17 protein-coding genes and 1 pseudogene are annotated in these 18,174 nt (G+C 54.7%); 8 read left to right on the forward strand and 10 right to left on the reverse strand.

The genetic code is table 11. From position 1 onward, the window contains the following. Positions 1 to 12: 12 nt before the first annotated feature. The 7 genes and pseudogenes from rnpA to ACOTZF_RS21430 all read left to right on the forward strand — a co-directional run bounded on the left by rnpA (position 13) and on the right by ACOTZF_RS21430 (position 5,578). Complete coding sequence (gene rnpA, locus ACOTZF_RS21400) at positions 13 to 372, forward strand: ribonuclease P protein component (protein WP_028028049.1); 360 nt, start codon at positions 13 to 15, stop codon at positions 370 to 372. After that, the gene (yidD, locus tag ACOTZF_RS21405) at positions 336 to 593 is read left to right on the forward strand and encodes a membrane protein insertion efficiency factor YidD (protein WP_001307474.1); all 258 of its coding nucleotides are present in this window, start codon (positions 336 to 338) and stop codon (positions 591 to 593) included. The genes rnpA and yidD overlap by 37 nt, the downstream gene beginning before the upstream one ends. A gap of 2 nt (positions 594 to 595) precedes the next feature. After that, positions 596 to 2,236 carry a membrane protein insertase YidC gene (gene yidC, locus ACOTZF_RS21410; protein WP_020685445.1) on the forward strand — a complete coding sequence of 547 codons (1,641 nt, stop codon included), beginning with the start codon at positions 596 to 598 and terminating at the stop codon, positions 2,234 to 2,236. Positions 2,237 to 2,308: 72 nt separating this feature from the next. Next, positions 2,309 to 3,673 (forward strand): tRNA uridine-5-carboxymethylaminomethyl(34) synthesis GTPase MnmE, encoded by a 1,365-nt coding sequence (gene mnmE, locus ACOTZF_RS21415; protein WP_129253031.1) that lies wholly within the window; start codon positions 2,309 to 2,311, stop codon positions 3,671 to 3,673. 97 nt (positions 3,674 to 3,770) lie between these two features. After that, positions 3,771 to 4,079, forward strand: a pseudogene (locus ACOTZF_RS21420) (hypothetical protein); the annotation flags it as partial. Positions 4,080 to 4,228: 149 nt separating this feature from the next. After that, positions 4,229 to 4,975 carry a 4'-phosphopantetheinyl transferase family protein gene (locus ACOTZF_RS21425; protein ID WP_013099416.1) on the forward strand — a complete coding sequence of 249 codons (747 nt, stop codon included), beginning with the start codon at positions 4,229 to 4,231 and terminating at the stop codon, positions 4,973 to 4,975. A gap of 36 nt (positions 4,976 to 5,011) precedes the next feature. Then, positions 5,012 to 5,578, forward strand: coding sequence for an NADPH-dependent FMN reductase (locus ACOTZF_RS21430; RefSeq protein ID WP_013099415.1), 567 nt, complete (start codon positions 5,012 to 5,014; stop codon positions 5,576 to 5,578). A gap of 61 nt (positions 5,579 to 5,639) precedes the next feature. Here ACOTZF_RS21430 and adeP read toward each other — a convergent pair whose 3' ends face one another. After that, positions 5,640 to 6,977: an adenine permease AdeP gene (gene adeP / locus ACOTZF_RS21435; protein ID WP_023621401.1), complete on the reverse strand. Its 1,338-nt coding sequence runs from the start codon at positions 6,975 to 6,977 to the stop codon at positions 5,640 to 5,642. 165 nt (positions 6,978 to 7,142) lie between these two features. Between adeP and yieH the strand changes: the two genes are divergently transcribed. After that, on the forward strand, positions 7,143 to 7,808 hold the full coding sequence (gene yieH / locus ACOTZF_RS21440) for a 6-phosphogluconate phosphatase (RefSeq protein ID WP_038982282.1): 666 nt from the start codon (positions 7,143 to 7,145) through the stop codon (positions 7,806 to 7,808). Between the two features lie 50 nt (positions 7,809 to 7,858). Here the strand turns inward: yieH and phoU are convergent, their stop codons facing one another. From phoU to atpD, 9 genes are all read right to left on the reverse strand, one after another. Next, positions 7,859 to 8,584, reverse strand: coding sequence for a phosphate signaling complex protein PhoU (gene phoU, locus ACOTZF_RS21445; protein WP_008500182.1), 726 nt, complete (start codon positions 8,582 to 8,584; stop codon positions 7,859 to 7,861). Positions 8,585 to 8,598: 14 nt separating this feature from the next. Beyond that, a complete protein-coding gene (gene pstB / locus ACOTZF_RS21450) occupies positions 8,599 to 9,372 on the reverse strand; it encodes a phosphate ABC transporter ATP-binding protein PstB (RefSeq protein ID WP_008500183.1) in 774 nt (257 codons plus the stop codon). Between the two features lie 47 nt (positions 9,373 to 9,419). Continuing rightward, positions 9,420 to 10,310 (reverse strand): phosphate ABC transporter permease PstA, encoded by an 891-nt coding sequence (gene pstA / locus ACOTZF_RS21455; protein ID WP_020690249.1) that lies wholly within the window; start codon positions 10,308 to 10,310, stop codon positions 9,420 to 9,422. Next, positions 10,310 to 11,269, reverse strand: coding sequence for a phosphate ABC transporter permease PstC (gene pstC, locus ACOTZF_RS21460; RefSeq protein WP_013099411.1), 960 nt, complete (start codon positions 11,267 to 11,269; stop codon positions 10,310 to 10,312). The genes pstA and pstC overlap by 1 nt, the downstream gene beginning before the upstream one ends. Before the next feature lie 127 nt (positions 11,270 to 11,396). Next, the gene (gene pstS / locus ACOTZF_RS21465; RefSeq protein ID WP_013099410.1) at positions 11,397 to 12,437 is read right to left on the reverse strand and encodes a phosphate ABC transporter substrate-binding protein PstS; all 1,041 of its coding nucleotides are present in this window, start codon (positions 12,435 to 12,437) and stop codon (positions 11,397 to 11,399) included. Between the two features lie 322 nt (positions 12,438 to 12,759). Then, positions 12,760 to 14,589 (reverse strand): glutamine--fructose-6-phosphate transaminase (isomerizing), encoded by a 1,830-nt coding sequence (gene glmS / locus ACOTZF_RS21470; protein ID WP_020690250.1) that lies wholly within the window; start codon positions 14,587 to 14,589, stop codon positions 12,760 to 12,762. A gap of 237 nt (positions 14,590 to 14,826) precedes the next feature. Continuing rightward, positions 14,827 to 16,197 (reverse strand): bifunctional UDP-N-acetylglucosamine diphosphorylase/glucosamine-1-phosphate N-acetyltransferase GlmU, encoded by a 1,371-nt coding sequence (glmU, locus tag ACOTZF_RS21475; RefSeq protein ID WP_045293067.1) that lies wholly within the window; start codon positions 16,195 to 16,197, stop codon positions 14,827 to 14,829. A gap of 137 nt (positions 16,198 to 16,334) precedes the next feature. Next, complete coding sequence (locus ACOTZF_RS21480) at positions 16,335 to 16,754, reverse strand: F0F1 ATP synthase subunit epsilon (RefSeq protein ID WP_006177560.1); 420 nt, start codon at positions 16,752 to 16,754, stop codon at positions 16,335 to 16,337. Positions 16,755 to 16,774: 20 nt separating this feature from the next. Continuing rightward, on the reverse strand, positions 16,775 to 18,157 hold the full coding sequence (atpD, locus tag ACOTZF_RS21485; RefSeq protein WP_003862362.1) for a F0F1 ATP synthase subunit beta: 1,383 nt from the start codon (positions 18,155 to 18,157) through the stop codon (positions 16,775 to 16,777). Positions 18,158 to 18,174: the final 17 nt, after the last annotated feature.

Genomic DNA, 18,174 nt, shown 5'->3' on the forward strand with positions numbered 1-18,174 from the left:
GCTAACCCCTGAGTGGTTAAGCTAGCATTTCCCAGGGAGTTACGTTTGTTAACTCCCGCTCATTTCACTTTCGTCTTCCAGCAGCCACTACGGGCTGGCACGCCGCAAATCACCATCCTCGGCCGCCAAAATTCGCTGGGGCATCCCCGCATCGGTCTTACTGTCGCCAAGAAAAACGTTAAGCGTGCGCATGAACGCAACCGGATTAAACGTCTGACGCGTGAAAGCTTCCGTTTACGTCAGCACGAACTGCCTTCTATGGATTTCGTGGTGGTGGCGAAAAAAGGGGTTGCCGACCTCGATAACCGTGCTCTCTCGGAAGCGTTGGAAAAATTATGGCGCCGCCACTGTCGCCTGGCTCGCGGGTCCTGATAGCCCTCATTCGGGTCTATCAACGCCTGATTAGTCCGCTACTCGGGCCACACTGCCGTTTCACGCCAACATGCTCAAGCTACGGAATTGAGGCATTGCGCAGGTTTGGAGTGATAAAAGGCAGTTGGTTGACGGTGAAACGCGTATTAAAATGCCACCCTTTACACCCAGGTGGAGACGACCCCGTCCCCCCAGGACCCTTTGATACCAGAGAACACTAACGATGGATTCGCAACGCAATCTTCTTATCATCGCTTTGTTGTTCGTGTCTTTCATGATCTGGCAGGCATGGGAGCAGGATAAAAATCCTCAACCCCAGCAGCAGACCACGCAGACAACGAGCAGCCAGGGGAGTGCCGCCGACCAGGGCGTACCGGCCAGTGGCCAGGGGAAACAGATTACGGTTAAGACCGATGTGCTTGAGCTGACTATCAACACCCGTGGTGGTGATGTTGAGCAGGCGCTGCTGTTGACCTACCCGAAAGAGCTGAAGTCTACCGAGCCGTTCCAGTTACTGGAAACCACGCCTGAGTTTATCTACCAGGCGCAGAGCGGCCTGACCGGTCGTGATGGCCCGGATAACCCGGCTAACGGTGCGCGTCCACTGTACAACGTCGAAAACGACACCTTTGTACTGGCTGATGGCCAGAACGAACTCGTTATTCCGATGACCTACACCGACGCGGCAGGCAACACCTTCACTAAAACCTTCACCCTGAAACGCGGTGAATATGCAGTGAACGTGGGCTACAGCGTACAGAACGCCGGTGCGAAACCGCTTGAAGTATCGACCTTTGGTCAGCTGAAGCAGTCCATCAATCTGCCGTCTCACCGTGACACCGGAAGCAGCAACTTTGCGCTGCATACCTTCCGTGGCGCGGCATACTCCACGCCTGACGCGAAGTATGAGAAATACAAATTCGACACCATTGCCGATAACGAAAACCTGAACGTCAGCTCCAAAGGCGGTTGGGTGGCAATGTTGCAGCAGTATTTCGCAACGGCATGGATCCCAAATAACGACGGTACCAATAACTTCTACACCGCGAATCTGGGCAACGGTATTGCGGCTATCGGCTACAAATCTCAGCCGGTTCTGGTTCAGCCGGGTCAAACCGGTAAGCTGGCAAGCACCCTGTGGGTCGGCCCGGAAATCCAGGACAAAATGGCTGCTGTTGCACCGCACCTGGATCTGACCGTTGACTACGGCTGGTTGTGGTTCATCTCTCAGCCGCTGTTCAAGCTGCTGAAGTTCATCCACAGCTTCCTGGGTAACTGGGGCTTCTCCATCATCGTTATCACCTTCATCGTACGTGGCATCATGTACCCGCTGACCAAAGCGCAGTACACCTCCATGGCGAAGATGCGTATGCTGCAGCCGAAGATTCAGGCAATGCGCGAGCGTCTGGGCGATGACAAACAGCGTCAGAGCCAGGAGATGATGGCCCTGTATAAAGCAGAGAAAGTGAACCCGCTGGGTGGCTGTTTCCCGCTGCTGATTCAGATGCCAATCTTCCTTGCGCTGTACTACATGCTGATGGGTTCCGTTGAGCTGCGCCATGCGCCGTTCGCGCTGTGGATCCATGACCTGTCCGCACAGGACCCGTACTACATCCTGCCGATCCTGATGGGCGTGACGATGTTCTTCATCCAGAAGATGTCTCCGACCACCGTGACCGACCCGATGCAGCAGAAGATCATGACCTTTATGCCGGTCATCTTCACCGTGTTCTTCCTGTGGTTCCCGTCAGGTCTGGTGCTGTACTATATCGTCAGCAACCTGGTGACCATCATCCAGCAGCAGTTGATTTACCGTGGTCTGGAAAAACGTGGCCTGCATAGCCGCGAAAAGAAAAAGTCCTGATTCGGTAAGTTAACGCTAAAATAAGGGCGGTCGATTGACCGCCTTTTTTATTTGTATTGAACGAGAGCAACCATGAGCCATAACGACACTATCGTCGCCCAGGCAACCCCACCGGGACGCGGTGGTGTAGGCATTTTGCGTATCTCCGGCCTGAAGGCGCGCGAGGTCGCTGAAGCGGTGCTGGGTAAACTGCCAAAGCCGCGCTACGCTGATTATCTGCCGTTTAAAGACAGCGACGGTACCCCACTGGACCAGGGCATTGCGCTGTGGTTCCCCGGCCCGAACTCCTTTACTGGTGAAGACGTGCTGGAGCTGCAGGGTCACGGCGGCCCGGTTATCCTCGACCTGCTGTTAAAACGTATTCTGACTCTGCCGGGCCTGCGTATTGCGAAGCCTGGCGAGTTCTCCGAGCGTGCTTTCCTCAACGACAAGCTCGACCTGGCGCAAGCCGAGGCGATTGCAGACCTGATCGACGCCAGCTCTGAACAGGCGGCCCGCTCCGCCCTGAACTCGTTGCAGGGCGCGTTTTCCGCACGTGTAAATCACCTTGTGGAAGCACTTACTCACCTCAGGATCTACGTCGAAGCAGCGATTGACTTCCCGGATGAAGAAATTGACTTTCTCTCTGACGGTAAAATTGAAGCCCAGCTCAATGATGTGATGGCCGATCTCGATGCCGTTCGCGCCGAAGCGCGCCAGGGGAGCCTGCTGCGTGAAGGGATGAAGGTGGTCATCGCGGGTCGTCCAAACGCCGGTAAATCGAGCCTGCTGAACGCCCTCGCGGGCCGTGAGGCGGCGATCGTGACCGACATCGCCGGGACCACCCGCGACGTGCTGCGTGAGCATATTCACATCGATGGCATGCCGTTGCATATCATCGACACTGCGGGTCTGCGTGATGCCAGCGACGAAGTGGAGCGTATTGGTATCGAGCGCGCCTGGCAGGAGATTGAGCAGGCCGACCGTGTGCTGTTTATGGTAGATGGCACCACGACCGACGCCGTTGACCCGGCGGAGATCTGGCCGGACTTTATCGCCCGTCTGCCGGCTAAACTGCCGATCACCGTGGTGCGTAACAAAGCAGACGTCACCGGCGAAACGCTGGGCATCAGCGATGTGAATGATCACTCACTTATCCGTCTGTCTGCCCGCACTGGCGAGGGCGTTGACGACCTGCGTAACCATCTCAAGCAGAGCATGGGCTTTGACACCAGCATGGAAGGCGGCTTCCTGGCGCGGCGTCGCCACCTGCAGGCGCTGGAAGAGGCGGCACGTCACCTCGAGCAGGGCAAAGCGCAGCTGATTGGCGCATGGGCGGGGGAATTGCTGGCGGAAGAGTTGCGCCTGGCGCAGCAGAATCTGAGTGAGATCACCGGGGAGTTTACGTCGGACGATCTGCTTGGGAGGATCTTCTCGAGCTTCTGTATTGGTAAGTGACCCTCGTTACTGAAGGGTGATTTCCCCCAGGAAATCACCCTTGTCCAGTCGATTGCCGTACTCAAAGAGAGCCATCCGGCCGAAAGCTACTGAACCGTTTTTTATTAGCCGGTTATTGAACGCTACCCTGTGCGTGGCGGCGATTCTCACCTATGTAACCGTTTCCCCGGTGCTGCTGATGGAAACCATGGGTTTTAATCGCGAGCAGTATTCCACGATGGTCAGTATGGCGGTCTCGTTCTTGACGCCGTTTGCGCGCAATATGCTGATCGGGATTATGATTGGCTGTAGCATGCTCTGCATCCTTTTACTTATGGTCCTCCAGCCCTTCACGCAGATCTGGCATAAACGGAACAGCCATAATCCGAAAATCCTCTGGCTACGCGAGACCATCAAGGCGTTATAGGGTGTCAGCGATCCAATTTTCACCTAAGAAAATGTAAAGTTCGGTCCTCAGCCTTTTCTTACTATCATTTACTGATTAAAACAGGAGTTGAGTTAAGCGATAATGATGTAACCGTTTAACCGACTACGACCATTATCAAGGAGCGAAAAATGGCTACGCACTTTGCAAGAGGGATACTGACAGAAGGTCGTCTCGTATCGGCCAGAATTTCTTCAGCGTGTCACAGTGAAGCGCTCAAACTTCCTGAGCACCGTCGGTCGCGTTTTTTGGCGTCCCGGGCGCTTCTTGCTGAACTGCTGTTTATGCTGTACGGCACCAGTGAGCTGCCGGACATCATCATCCAACCTGAAGGTCGTCCGGTCTTTGCCGACCCGGAGCTGCCGCGTTTCTCCATTGCCTATACGGGCAATATTATTGGCGTAGCACTCACCACTGAAGGCGATTGCGGGCTGGATATGGAGCTTCAGCGCGCGACACGCGGTTTTCACGGCGCCAGCCCGCATGATGATTACCCGCTCTCCAGCAATGAACAGCTGTGGGTGCGCAACCAGAACGATCCCACTGAAGCCCGGGCTCAGCTTATCACCTTGCGTCAGAGCATTCGTAAGCTCTGTGGCTGCGCGTCAGACGATGCCAGTCAGCTGCAACTCCTGCCGGGCTCCGGACGCCTGCGCTCCACGCAAGCCGCGCTGGTAGAAGCGCTCAGCGATGTTGAGGATGTACTGATCTGGTCTGTAGCAGTGACACCTGCCATTGAACGGCTGAAAATCTGGGAATTTGACAGTAAACAGGGATGGAGTAGCCTTCCGGATGTGCCCGAACGTGCCAACGAGCCCGCCGCGCGCCTGATGAGATTAACCAGTTTACCGGCAGAAAAAGCATATACCCTTAGCTGATCCGTTCAGGGTCATCATGATGAAACAGGAGTAATCATGTCTGAAACGTTGAAAGTCGTTACATTACTGGGAAGCCTGCGCAAAGGTTCATTTAACGGGATGGTTGCCCGTACGTTGCCACAGTTGGCTCCGGCGGGTATGGAGATTAGCGCCCTGCCGTCCATTGGTGACATTCCCCTTTACGATGCGGACGTGCAGCAGGAAGAAGGCTTTCCGCAGAGCGTCGAAGCGCTGGCCGAGCAGATTCGCCAGGCTGACGGGGTGGTGATTGTGACGCCAGAGTATAACTACTCGGTTCCGGGTGGTCTGAAAAACGCAATTGACTGGCTATCCCGCCTGCCGGAGCAGCCGCTTTCCGGTAAGCCGGTGCTGATTCAGACCAGTTCAATGGGTGCCATTGGCGGTGCGCGCTGCCAGTATCACCTGCGTCAGATCCTGGTATTCCTGGATGCAATGGTCATGAACAAGCCGGAATTTATGGGTGGAGTGATTCAGAATAAAGTCGACCCGCAGACGGGTGAAGTGGTGGATCAGAGCACGCGTGACCATCTCTCTGGCCAGTTGACGGCGTTTGGGGATTATATCAAGAGGGTGAAGGCTTAAGTGAGGTGCGGGCTGATGCCCTCACCTCAGCCCTCTCCCACGGGAGAGGGTGCAAACATGTTTATTTGGCGTCGATAAACACAATCTTCAGCACAAACAGCAGCGCCACAATGATGACGCACGGGCTGAGGTCGCGGAAACGACCGGTGCCAATCTTCATCACGCAGTAAGAGATAAAGCCCAGCGCGATACCTTCAGTAATAGAGAAACTGAACGGCATCATTACCGCGGTAATAAACGCCGGTACCGCTTCGGTTAAATCATCCCACTTCACGCGCGACAGGCTGGAGGTCATCAGTACCCCCACGTAAATCAGCGCACCGGCAGCCGCATACGGTGGAACCATGCCAGCCAGTGGAGAAAGGAAGATCACCAGCAGGAACAGAATACCCACCACAACCGCGGTCAGACCGGTACGGCCCCCTACGGAGACACCGGAAGAGGACTCAATGTAAGCGGTAACAGAAGAGGTTCCGATAAAAGCACCGCTGACAGAGGAGATGCTGTCCACAAACAGCGCCTGCTTCATGCGCGGGAATTTACCTTTCTCATCCGCCAGGCCCGCTTTGTCGGTCACGCCGATCAGCGTGCCGGAGGAGTCAAACAGGTTCACCAGCATAAAGGAGAAAATCACCCCCGCCAGGCCCAGATTCAGGGAACCCGCCAGATCAACATGACCAATAACGGTAGAGACGCTCGGTGGTGCGGAGACAATGCCGTTATAGTGAACGTCACCCAGCATCCAGCCCAGTAGGGTGGTCACTACGATGGACACCAGCACCGCCGCATGAATATTGCGGGAAGCGAGGATCGCGATGATAAAGAAGCCCAGCACGCCCAGCAGCACGTTATGGGAGGTCAGGTGACCGATGCTGACCAGCGTCTCCGGGTTAGCGACGATAACACCGGCATTTTTCAGCCCCATCATACCGATGAACAGACCGATACCGCTGGTGATACCCACGCGCAGGCTGACAGGAATGTTAGCAATCATCCAGTAACGCACGCGGAAAATAGTCAGCAGCAGCAGACCAACCGCACCCCAGAAGATAGCGCCCATGCCGACTTGCCACGGCAGCCCCATCGCCTGAACTACCACGAACGCAAAGAATGCGTTAAGCCCCATCGCCGGAGCCAGCGCAACCGGCAGGTTAGCGAATACGCCCATCAGAATGCTGCCAAGTGCAGCGATCAGGCAGGTGGTCACGAAGACGGCGCTGGTATCCATGCCAGCAACGCCCAGAATTTGTGGGTTAACAAAAACGATATAGACCATCGTCAGGAAGGTGGTAAAACCGGCGATCACTTCGGTACGTGCCGTTGTGCCGTGCTCGCGCAGTTTAAACACGCGCTCAAGCAGACCCTGACCCGATGTCTGGGTTGTGTGTTGTTGACTCATCATCAATTTCCGAACAAGGAGGGAAAATTCGTCGCTATCCTATACCAAAATGCGACAATAGTGGCGGTTACGAGATACTTTTTTCATTGATTTTGCTTATACGGCAACGATTGCGTCTCGTTGAACTGCAGTACGTAAACGTTAAACTTGTAAAAAGGGAAAGGCATGTCCGGAATTGAAGCGGTATTTTTCGACTGCGACGGTACGCTGGTCGACAGTGAGGTCATTTGTTCCCGCGCGTATGTCGCCATGTTCCAGGAATTTGGTATTACGCTCAATCTCGACGAGGTGTTCAAACGCTTTAAGGGCGTGAAGCTGTACGAGATCATCGACATCATTAACGCCGAACACGGTGTGGATCTGGCGAAAACGGATCTGGAACCGGTGTACCGCGCCGAGGTCGCACGCCTGTTCGATTCTGAGCTGGAGGTCATTGCTGGCGCAAACGCGCTGCTGGATGCCATGACGGTACCGATCTGCGTGGTGTCTAACGGACCGGTCAGCAAAATGCAGCACTCGCTGGGTAAGCTTGAGATGCTGCACCACTTCCCGGAAAAACTGTTCAGCGGCTACGATATTCAACGCTGGAAGCCAGATCCTGCGCTGATGTTCCATGCGGCAAACGCAATGAACGTCAACGTAGAGAACTGTATTCTGGTGGATGACTCGTCCGCGGGCGCGCAGTCGGGCATTGATGCAGGAATGGAAGTGTTTTATTTCTGTGCCGACCCGCACAACAAGCCGATCGATCATCCAAAAGTGACGACCTTTACCGATCTGGCGCAGTTGCCGGAATTGTGGAAGGCGCGCGGGTGGAATATTACACGATAGGTTTTTGTAGGCCCGGTAAGCGCAGCGCCACCGGGCATTTTAACCACTGATTACTCTTTCGGATCTTTACCCGCCAGCAGTTTGTCCAGTTCGTCGCCGCCCACGTGACGGAAGTCCTGACCTTTCACGAAGTAGAAAATGTATTCGCAAATGTTCTGGCAGCGGTCGCCGATACGCTCGATAGAGCGCGCGCAGAACAGGGCGGTCAGTACGCTTGGGATCGTACGTGAATCTTCCATCATGTAGGTCATCAGCTGGCGCACAATGCCTTCATACTCCTGGTCGACTTTCTTGTCTTCACGGTAGATACGTACCGCTTCATCCAGATCCATACGCGCAAAGGCATCCAGCACGTCGTGCAGCATCTGCACCGTGTGGCGGCCCAGCGACTCCAGGCTTACCAGCAGCGGCTGATGCTGCTGAGAGAATTTCTCCAGCGCGGTGCGGCAGATTTTATCCGCAACGTCACCGATACGTTCCAGCTCGGCGATGGTTTTGATGATGGCCATCACCAGACGCAGGTCGCTCGCCGTCGGCTGACGCTTGGCGATGATGCGCACACACGCTTCGTCAATCGCCACTTCCATCATGTTGACGTTTTTATCGCCTTCGATAACGCGCTTCGCCAGTTCGCTGTCCTGGTTGTGCATCGCCGTGATCGCATCAGAAAGCTGTTGCTCGACCATGCCACCCATGGTCATGACCTGAGTGCGAATACTTTCCAGCTCTGCGTTGAACTGGCCGGAAATGTGTTTATTAAGATTGAGATTGTCCATAGCGCGCTCCTGAATCAACCGTAACGACCGGTGATATAGTCTTCTGTTTGCTTTTTAGCGGGCTTGGTGAACAGATCGTCCGTGTTACTGAACTCAATCAACTCGCCCAGGTACATAAATGCCGTGTGGTCGGAGCAACGCGCAGCCTGCTGCATGTTGTGGGTCACGATAACCACGGTGTAATCCTGCTTCAGCTCGGTGATCAGCTCTTCGATACGACCGGTTGAGATCGGGTCCAGCGCTGAACACGGCTCATCCAGCAGCAACACTTCCGGGCGGATCGCGATTCCACGCGCAATGCACAGACGCTGCTGCTGCCCGCCGGAGAGAGAGTAACCGCTCTGGTGCAACTTATCTTTGGTTTCGTTCCATAATGCGGCCTTGGTCAAGGCCCACTGCACGCGCTCGTCCATATCGGCACGGGAGAGCTTTTCAAAAAGGCGTACACCAAACGCGATGTTGTCGTATATCGACATCGGGAACGGCGTCGGTTTCTGGAAAACCATGCCCACTTTGGCGCGCAGCAGGGCGATATCCTGAGCCTGGGTCAGAATGTTTTCACCGTCCAGGATGATTTCGCCTTCGGCACGCTGCTCTGGATAGAGCGAGTACATTTTGTTAAAGGTGCGCAGCAGCGTGGATTTACCACAGCCGGACGGACCGATGAATGCCGTTACCTGGTTCTTCGCGATATCCAGGTTGATATTCTTCAGGGCATGGAATTTGCCGTAGTAGAAGTTCAAATCACGAACCTGAATCTTACCCGGGGCAGTATCAACCATACTCATTGACTCATTTCCTCATTCGGCGCCGCGAGCTGCCGCGCCGTAAAAATTTAACCGTGTTTCTTCTTCGCGAAAATGACGCGCGCCAGAATGTTCAGCAACAATACGCAAAGGGTGATGATCAGCACCCCGGCCCAGGCCAGCTGCTGCCATTCCGCGAATGGGCTCATCGCAAATTTAAAGATCGTCACCGGCAGGTTGGCGATCGGCTGCATCATGTCCGTGCTCCAGAACTGGTTGGAGAGGGCGGTAAACAGCAGCGGTGCCGTTTCACCCGCGATACGGGCAATGGCCAGCAGAATACCGGTCATGATCCCGGAGACAGAGGCTTTAAGCGTAATCGCGGAGATCATTTTCCACTTTGGTGTACCCAGCGCATACGCCGCTTCACGCAGACTGTCCGGCACCAGTTTGAGCATGTTCTCGGTGGTACGAATGACGATAGGCACCTGCAGCAGCGCCAGCGCAATCACACCCGCCCAGCCGGAGAAGTGTTCCATTTGTGCCACAACAATGGTGTAAACAAACAGACCCACCACAATAGACGGCGCAGAGAGCAGAATGTCGTTAATGAAACGAATCACTTCTGCGAGCCAGGATTTACGGCCATATTCCGCCAGATAGATACCCGCCATGATGCCAAGCGGCGTACCGAATACCGTCGCCCACAGGATCAGCAATCCGCTGCCTGCCAGGGCGTTCGCCAGTCCACCACCCGCCGTGTTCGGCGGTGGCGTCATTTCGGTGAACAGCGCCAGAGACATGCCGTCGATACCGCGAACCACGGTAGAGAAGAGGATCCAGATCAGCCAGAACAGACCAAAGGCCATCGTCGCCATCGAGAGCGTCAGCGCGATACGGTTTTTGAAACGACGCTTCGCCTGCATTTTGCGGCGGGATTCCGCAAGCTGAGCAGTGCTTTGCATTTCGAGAGTTGCCATTAGCGTGCCCCCTCATTTTTCGCAAGACGCAGGATCATCAGCTTGGAGATCGCCAGTACGATGAAGGTAATCACGAACAGGATCAGACCCAGCTCCATCAGCGCCGCCACGTGCAGCCCGGATTCCGCTTCGGCGAATTCGTTCGCCAGTGCGGAGGTAATACTGTTGCCCGGCATATAGAGCGAAGCACTGTCGAGCTGGTAGGTGTTACCGATGATAAAGGTCACCGCCATGGTCTCACCCAACGCACGCCCTAAGCCCAGCATCACGCCCCCAATCACCCCATTTTTGGTGAACGGAAGAACGATACGCCAGATCACTTCCCAGGTGGTGCAGCCAATGCCGTAAGCCGACTCTTTCATCATCACCGGGGTTTGTTCGAACACATCGCGCATAACTGCCGCAATGTACGGAATAATCATGATGGCGAGGATCACACCAGCCGCCAGAATACCGATACCGAATGCCGGGCCGGAGAACAGCGCCCCCACAAACGGAATAGCGGAAAGAACATTACCCACCGGCTCCTGGAAATACGTGGCAAACAGTGGCGCAAAGATAAACAGACCCCACATGCCGTACACGATACTTGGAATGGCCGCCAGCAGTTCAATGGCGATACCCAGCGGGCGTCGCAGCCAGCCCGGTGCCAGTTCCGTCAGGAACAGGGCGATACCAAAGCTTACCGGAACTGCAATCAGCAGGGCGATGAACGAGGTGACCAGCGTGCCGTAAATCGGCACCAGCGCACCGTAGATATCATTCGGCGCGTCCCACTCTTTGGTCCACAGGAAGGAGAAACCGAATTTCTGAATGCTCGGCCAGGAGGAGAAAATCAGAGACACGATAATGCCGCCCAGCAGCAATAGCACAATCAGCGCAGCCAGTTTCACCAGCGCGCTGAAAATCATGTCACCTTTTTTACCCGGAGGGTTAAATGCAGGCTTGGTTGCAGCCATAAATTACTCTTCTGTTTGAGACGTTTTACGAATATGCCCGGTGGCATTGACGCTTACCGGGCCTACAGCGTTAACCGTAGGGCGGGTAAGCGTAGTGCCACCCGCCATCTTCGTTAAATATATCCTGTTAGTACAGCGCTTTACCGCTGCTGTCTTTCACGTTGGTTTTCCATGCAGCACGAATCTGCTCAACCACGCTGTCTGGCAGGCTGGCATAATCCAGGTCATTAGCCTGTTTGCCGCCGTTTTTGTATGCCCAGTCGAAGAACTTCAGCACTTCTGCGCCCTGCTCAGGTTTCTTCTGCTCTTTGTGAACCAGAATGAAGGTGGTAGAGGTGATTGGCCACGCGTCTTCACCTTTCTGGTTAGTCAGGTCCTGAGCGAAGGATTTGCTCCAGTCAGCACCTTTTGCAGCGTTGGCAAAGTTCTCTTCAGTCGGGCTGACAGGTTTGCCATCAGCAGAAACCAGTTTGGTGTAGGACAGGTTGTTCTGCTTGGCGTACGCATATTCTACGTAACCGATAGAACCCGGCAGACGCTGTACGAACGCGGCGATACCGTCGTTCCCTTTACCGCCCAGACCGGTTGGCCAGTTAACGGTAGAGCCGGAACCGACTTTAGATTTCCACTCTTCGTTCACCTTCGCCAGGTAGCTGGTGAAGACGAAAGAGGTACCAGAACCATCCGCGCGGCGAACCACGGCGATGTTCTGAGAAGGCAGCTTCAGGCCAGGGTTGAGCTTAGCGATGGCTTCGTCATCCCATTTTTTGATTTTGCCCAGGTAGATATCACCCAGGGTTTTGCCGTCCAGCACCAGCTCACCCGACTTCACGCCCGGCAGGTTGATCGCCAGAACCACACCACCGATTACGGTCGGGAACTGGAACAGGCCTTCCTGAGCCAGTTTGTCATCAGACAGCGGAGCGTCGGATGCGCCGAAATCAACGGTGTTTGCGGTAATTTGTTTCACGCCACCGGAGGAGCCGATACCCTGATAGTTAACCTTGTTACCGGTTTCTTTCTGGTAGGTATCCGCCCATTTGGCATACACCGGCGCAGGGAAGGTTGCACCAGCGCCAGTCAGGCTTGCTTCTGCGAATACAGAGAAAGCGCTTAGAGATAAGGTCGCGGCGACAACAGTTGCGACAGTGGTACGCATAACTTTCATAATGTCTCCTGCAAGGATTTCGTAAATCATTGTTTAAGTGGCTACGATGAGCAAAATAGGACAAACAGGTGACAGATAAATGTACGAATTATGACAGTTTTATGACAATGAAAATTTAGCTTAAAAACCAGCGAAAGATCTCTTATTTATCATCATGTTAGTCACTATCATGACAACAACTTTTCAGAAATATTTTCTTTATGTGACACTGAAAAAAGTAGCTGAAGATGACAGATTGTCATAAATAAAAACGCGAATGCGTTGATTAAAAACAAACCAGGCAGGGTAAAAAAGCTCCACCCGAAGGTGGAGCCTGGAGGGATTATTCTACGGTGACCGATTTCGCCAGGTTACGCGGCTGGTCAACGTCGGTGCCTTTGATCAGCGCAACGTGGTAAGCCAGTAACTGCAGCGGCACGGTGTAGAAGATAGGGGCAATAACCTCTTCTACGTGCGGCATCTCGATGATGTGCATGTTGTCGCTGCTGGCAAAACCGGCGTCCTTATCAGCGAAGACGTACAGTACACCACCGCGGGCGCGAACTTCTTCAATGTTGGACTTCAGTTTTTCCAGCAGTTCGTTGTTAGGTGCCACAACGATAACCGGCATATCCGCGTCAATCAGCGCCAGCGGGCCGTGTTTTAGCTCGCCTGCCGCGTAGGCTTCAGCGTGGATGTAGGAGATCTCTTTCAGCTTCAGCGCGCCTTCCAGCGCAATAGGGTACTGGTCGCCACGGCCGAGGAACAGGGCGTGGTGCTTGTCAGAGAAATCTTCAGCCAGGGCTTCAATGCGCTTATCCTGAGACAACATCTGCTCAATACGGCTTGGCAGCGCCTGCAGACCATGAACGATGTCATGCTCAACAGAAGCATCCAGCCCTTTCAGACGCGCCAGTTTCGCCACAAGCATCAGCAGAACCGTCAGCTGCGTGGTAAACGCTTTGGTGGAGGCCACGCCGATTTCAGTGCCCGCTTTGGTCATCAGCGCCAGATCGGATTCACGCACCAGCGATGAGCCCGGCACGTTACAGATAGCCAGCGATCCCAGGTAACCCAGCTCTTTAGAGAGACGCAGCGCCGCCAGGGTATCTGCCGTTTCGCCAGACTGAGAAAGGGTGATCATCAGGCTGTTACGGCGCACGGCGGATTTGCGGTAGCGGAATTCAGAGGCGATTTCCACATCGCACGGCACGCCAGCCAGCGATTCAAACCAGTAGCGAGAGACCATCCCGGAGTTGTAGGAGGTACCGCAGGCCACAATCTGAATGTGCTCAACCTTGCTGAGGAGCTCGTTTGCGTTGGCACCCAGTTCGCTCAGGTCCACTTCGCCGTGACTGATACGACCGGTCAGGGTGTTTTTGATGGCGTTTGGCTGCTCGTAAATCTCTTTCTGCATGTAGTGACGGTAAGCGCCTTTGTCGCCTGCGTCGTACTGCAGATTGGATTCAATTTCAGGACGTTTCACCTGCTCGCCTTTGGTATCGAATACCGTCACGCTGCGGCGAGTCACTTCTGCGATATCACCCTCTTCCAGGAAGATAAAGCGGCGGGTGACCGGCAGGAGCGCCAGTTGGTCAGAAGCGATAAAGTTTTCGCCCATGCCCATACCGATAACCATTGGACTACCGGAACGCGCCGCCAGCAGGGTGGACGGATCGCGGGAGTCCATGATCACCGTACCGTACGCACCGCGCAGCTGTGGGATTGCGCGCAGCACCGCGTCACGTAGCGTGCCGCCCTGTGCCAGCTCCCAGTGCACCAGGTGCGCAATCACTTCGGTATCGGTTTCAGAAACGAAGGTATAGCCGCGCGCTTTCAGTTCTTCGCGCAGCGGTTCGTGGTTTTCGATAATGCCGTTATGCACGACCACGATGTGTTCAGACACATGCGGGTGCGCGTTGCCTTCAGACGGTTCGCCGTGTGTCGCCCAGCGGGTATGCGCAATACCGGTGCCACCGTGCAGGGGGTGTTCTTCCGCGGCCTGGGCCAGCATCTGCACTTTACCGAGGCGACGCAGACGGGTCATATGACCTTCTGCATCCACCACTGCCAGACCGGCAGAGTCGTAGCCACGGTATTCCAGACGACGTAAACCTTCTAGAAGGATTTCAGCAATATCACGCTGCGCAACTGCGCCAACAATTCCACACATAGTTAGATTTCCTGATTATGGCGTTATGCCATGCGTTGTCGCTGACCTGTATTTGCCCTTTCCGGGCGCCCCGAGCCTTGTAGAGAGTGGGGTTATTGTTATGGGTATTGCTTGTGGGGGGAGGATTATATTATCCCCTCACCCCGGCCCTCTCCCCAAAGGGGCGAGGGAGAAAAACACCGCACCGAACGATCCCCTCTCCCTTTGGGGAGAGGATTAGGGTGAGGGGTAAATCCGTTACTTCTTCTTCACCGGGCGTTTCCAGCCCTGCTTGTGCACCTGCGGCACACGGCTTAATACCAGTTCGTTATCGGCGATATCGCGCGTAACGGTTGTCCCGGCGGCAATCGTTACGCCGTTACCCACGGTAACAGGCGCCACCAGCTGAGTGTCGGAGCCGACAAACACATCATCACCGATGATGGTTTTAAACTTATTCGCGCCGTCATAGTTGCAGGTAATCGTTCCTGCGCCAATATTCACGTTGTCGCCAATTTCCGCATCGCCCAGATAGGTCAAATGACCGGCTTTAGAGCCTTTACCCAGACGCGCTTTTTTCATCTCAACGAAGTTTCCAACATGTGAGCCTTCCAGCAGCTCAGCCCCCGGGCGCAGACGCGCGAACGGCCCAATAGTGCACGCTGCGTCAAGACGGGCATCTTCCACCACGCTGTATGGGCTAATTTCGCAATCATCACCGATGATGCTGTTTTTGATCACACAGCCCGCACCAATTTTGACGCGGTTACCCAGCGTGACGTTACCTTCCAGGATAACGTTAGTATCAATTTCAACGTCGCGCCCGTGCGTTAACGTTCCACGCAGATCGAAACGCGCCGGATCGCGCAACATCACGCCGGCCAGCAGCAGTTTTTCGGCCTGTTCGGACTGATAAACACGCTCCAGACGGGAAAGCTGAAGGCGGTTATTCACCCCTTCGGTTTCGCTGATACGCGCCGGGTGAACCGCCGCAATCTCACGCCCTTCCTGGTACGCCATCGCAATGATGTCGGTGATGTAGTATTCACCCTGCGCGTTGTTGTTGTTGAGCTTAGACAGCCAGCGCTTCATGTCCGCGCCGTTAGCCATCAGGATACCGGTGTTGATCTCCTGAATCTGGCGCTGTGCTTCGCTGGCGTCTTTATGTTCAACGATACCCGTGACGTTGCCGTTTTCACGGGTGATGCGGCCGTAGCCGGTCGGATCGTCCAGCACGACGGTTAATAAACCGATACCGCCCTGCGGTTTGGCTTCACGCAGGCGAGTCAATGTGTCGATGGAGATCAGCGGAACATCGCCGTAGAGCATCAGAATGTCTTCGTCATCGGCAAAGAACGGTGCTGCCTGCTGCATTGCGTGGCCGGTTCCCAGCTGTTCAGCCTGAAGCACCCAGTTGAGCTTGTCATCGCTCAGCGTTTTTTTAAGCAGATCGCCGCCGTGGCCATAGACCAGGTGAACCTGGCGAGCGCCCAATTCATTTGCTGCATCAATAACATGCTGCACCATTGGCTTTCCTGCCAGTGTATGAAGCACTTTAGGCAGATCGGAATACATGCGGGTACCTTTGCCTGCGGCAAGGATCACCACGCTCATCGCACTGTTTGACATACGCATCCTGACGGTAGTTTGAGTGAGAAGTAAAAACGTTTGGTGCTTAAAATTCTACATCTTTTTCGTCATGAATTAAGGACGAAAAAAAAGCCAGCCTGGTATCCAGACTGGCTTTTGTGCTTTTCAAGCCGGTGTTACATCGCTTTTTTGGTCAACTCGATAACGCGCAGTTTGGCGATCGCTTTGGCCAGCTCCGCAGACGCCTGAGCGTAATCCACGTCACCATGAGAGCTGCTAATGTGCTCTTCAGCCTTACGCTTCGATTCCAGGGCTCGCGCTTCGTCGAGATCCTGGCCACGAATAGCGGTATCGGCCAGAACGGTCACACTGCCAGGCTGCACTTCAAGAATGCCGCCGGACAGATAGATAAACTCTTCGTGACCGAACTGTTTAACGATGCGGATCATACCAGGCTTAATGGCGGTGAGCAGCGGTGCGTGACCCGGGAAGATACCCAGTTCACCTTCACTACCCGTTACCTGGATTTTCTCGACCAGACCGGAGAACATTTGTTGCTCTGCGCTGACGACGTCCAGGTGGTAAGTCATTGCCATATCACCCTCCGATTAAGGCGTTAAAGTTTTTTGGCTTTTTCCACAGCTTCTTCGATGGAACCAACCATGTAGAACGCCTGCTCTGGCAGGTGATCGTATTCGCCTTCCATGATGCCTTTAAAGCCACGGATGGTGTCTTTCAGGGAAACGTATTTACCTGGAGAACCGGTGAATACTTCCGCAACGAAGAACGGCTGGGACAGGAAGCGCTGGATCTTACGCGCACGTGCTACCACCAGTTTGTCTTCTTCAGACAGTTCATCCATACCCAGGATGGCGATGATGTCTTTCAGTTCCTGGTAACGCTGCAGCAGGGACTGTACGCCACGCGCGGTGTCGTAGTGTTCCTGACCAACAACCAGTGGATCCAGCTGACGGCTGGTGGAGTCCAGCGGGTCAACGGCCGGGTAGATACCCAGAGACGCGATCTGACGGCTCAGTACCACGGTTGCATCTAAGTGCGCAAAGGTGGTTGCTGGTGATGGGTCAGTCAAGTCATCCGCAGGTACGTATACCGCCTGAACGGAGGTGATAGAACCGGTTTTGGTAGAGGTGATACGTTCCTGAAGAACACCCATCTCTTCCGCCAGCGTAGGCTGATAACCTACCGCTGAAGGCATACGACCCAGCAGTGCAGATACTTCAGTACCGGCCAGGGTGTAACGGTAGATGTTATCAACGAACAGCAGAACGTCACGGCCTTCGTCACGGAATTTCTCAGCCATCGTCAGACCAGTCAGCGCAACGCGCAGACGGTTTCCTGGTGGCTCGTTCATCTGGCCGTAAACCAGGGATACTTTGTCCAGAACGTTGGAGTCGGTCATTTCGTGGTAGAAGTCGTTACCCTCACGAGTACGTTCACCTACGCCCGCAAATACGGAGTAACCGGAGTGCTCGATCGCGATGTTACGGATCAGCTCCATCATGTTTACGGTTTTACCTACACCCGCACCACCGAACAGACCAACTTTACCGCCCTTCGCAAACGGACACATCAGGTCGATAACTTTGATACCGGTTTCCAGCAGTTCCTGAGAGCTGGACAGCTCTTCGTAGGAAGGTGCCGCGCGGTGGATAGCCCAACGCTCTTCTTCACCGATGTCGCCTTTCATGTCGATTGGCTGACCCAATACGTTCATGATACGACCCAGTGTTGCTTTACCTACCGGGACTTCGATCGGGTGCTCAAGGTCTTTAACTTCCAGACCACGACGCAGACCGTCGGAAGAACCCATCGCGATGGTACGCACGATACCGCCGCCGAGCTGCTGCTGAACTTCCAGCACCAGGCTCTCGTTACCATTCTGTACCTCAAGCGCGTCGTACACGCGTGGTACGGCGTCCTGAGGGAACTCGACGTCCACCACGGCGCCGATTACCTGGACAATCTTTCCAGTAGCCATCTTGAATCCTCTACGTA

Source organism: Enterobacter cloacae complex sp. SHL021, assembly GCF_049237765.1.
In the GTDB taxonomy this organism is placed as follows: Bacteria; Pseudomonadota; Gammaproteobacteria; order Enterobacterales; family Enterobacteriaceae; genus Enterobacter; species Enterobacter cloacae.

What these genes read in the sequence shown, in the direction of transcription:
- yidD (WP_001307474.1), top strand. Translation starts at nt 336, where the DNA reads ATGGCGCCGCCACTGTCGCCTGGCTCGCGGGTCCTGATAGCCCTCATT.
- yidC (WP_020685445.1), top strand. Translation starts at nt 596, where the DNA reads ATGGATTCGCAACGCAATCTTCTTATCATCGCTTTGTTGTTCGTGTCT.
- mnmE (WP_129253031.1), top strand. Translation starts at nt 2,309, where the DNA reads ATGAGCCATAACGACACTATCGTCGCCCAGGCAACCCCACCGGGACGC.
- ACOTZF_RS21425 (WP_013099416.1), top strand. Translation starts at nt 4,229, where the DNA reads ATGGCTACGCACTTTGCAAGAGGGATACTGACAGAAGGTCGTCTCGTA.
- ACOTZF_RS21430 (WP_013099415.1), top strand. Translation starts at nt 5,012, where the DNA reads ATGTCTGAAACGTTGAAAGTCGTTACATTACTGGGAAGCCTGCGCAAA.
- adeP (WP_023621401.1), bottom strand. Translation starts at nt 6,977, where the DNA reads ATGAGTCAACAACACACAACCCAGACATCGGGTCAGGGTCTGCTTGAG.
- yieH (WP_038982282.1), top strand. Translation starts at nt 7,143, where the DNA reads ATGTCCGGAATTGAAGCGGTATTTTTCGACTGCGACGGTACGCTGGTC.
- phoU (WP_008500182.1), bottom strand. Translation starts at nt 8,584, where the DNA reads ATGGACAATCTCAATCTTAATAAACACATTTCCGGCCAGTTCAACGCA.
- pstB (WP_008500183.1), bottom strand. Translation starts at nt 9,372, where the DNA reads ATGAGTATGGTTGATACTGCCCCGGGTAAGATTCAGGTTCGTGATTTG.
- pstA (WP_020690249.1), bottom strand. Translation starts at nt 10,310, where the DNA reads ATGGCAACTCTCGAAATGCAAAGCACTGCTCAGCTTGCGGAATCCCGC.
- pstC (WP_013099411.1), bottom strand. Translation starts at nt 11,269, where the DNA reads ATGGCTGCAACCAAGCCTGCATTTAACCCTCCGGGTAAAAAAGGTGAC.
- pstS (WP_013099410.1), bottom strand. Translation starts at nt 12,437, where the DNA reads ATGAAAGTTATGCGTACCACTGTCGCAACTGTTGTCGCCGCGACCTTA.
- glmS (WP_020690250.1), bottom strand. Translation starts at nt 14,589, where the DNA reads ATGTGTGGAATTGTTGGCGCAGTTGCGCAGCGTGATATTGCTGAAATC.
- glmU (WP_045293067.1), bottom strand. Translation starts at nt 16,197, where the DNA reads ATGTCAAACAGTGCGATGAGCGTGGTGATCCTTGCCGCAGGCAAAGGT.
- ACOTZF_RS21480 (WP_006177560.1), bottom strand. Translation starts at nt 16,754, where the DNA reads ATGGCAATGACTTACCACCTGGACGTCGTCAGCGCAGAGCAACAAATG.
- atpD (WP_003862362.1), bottom strand. Translation starts at nt 18,157, where the DNA reads ATGGCTACTGGAAAGATTGTCCAGGTAATCGGCGCCGTGGTGGACGTC.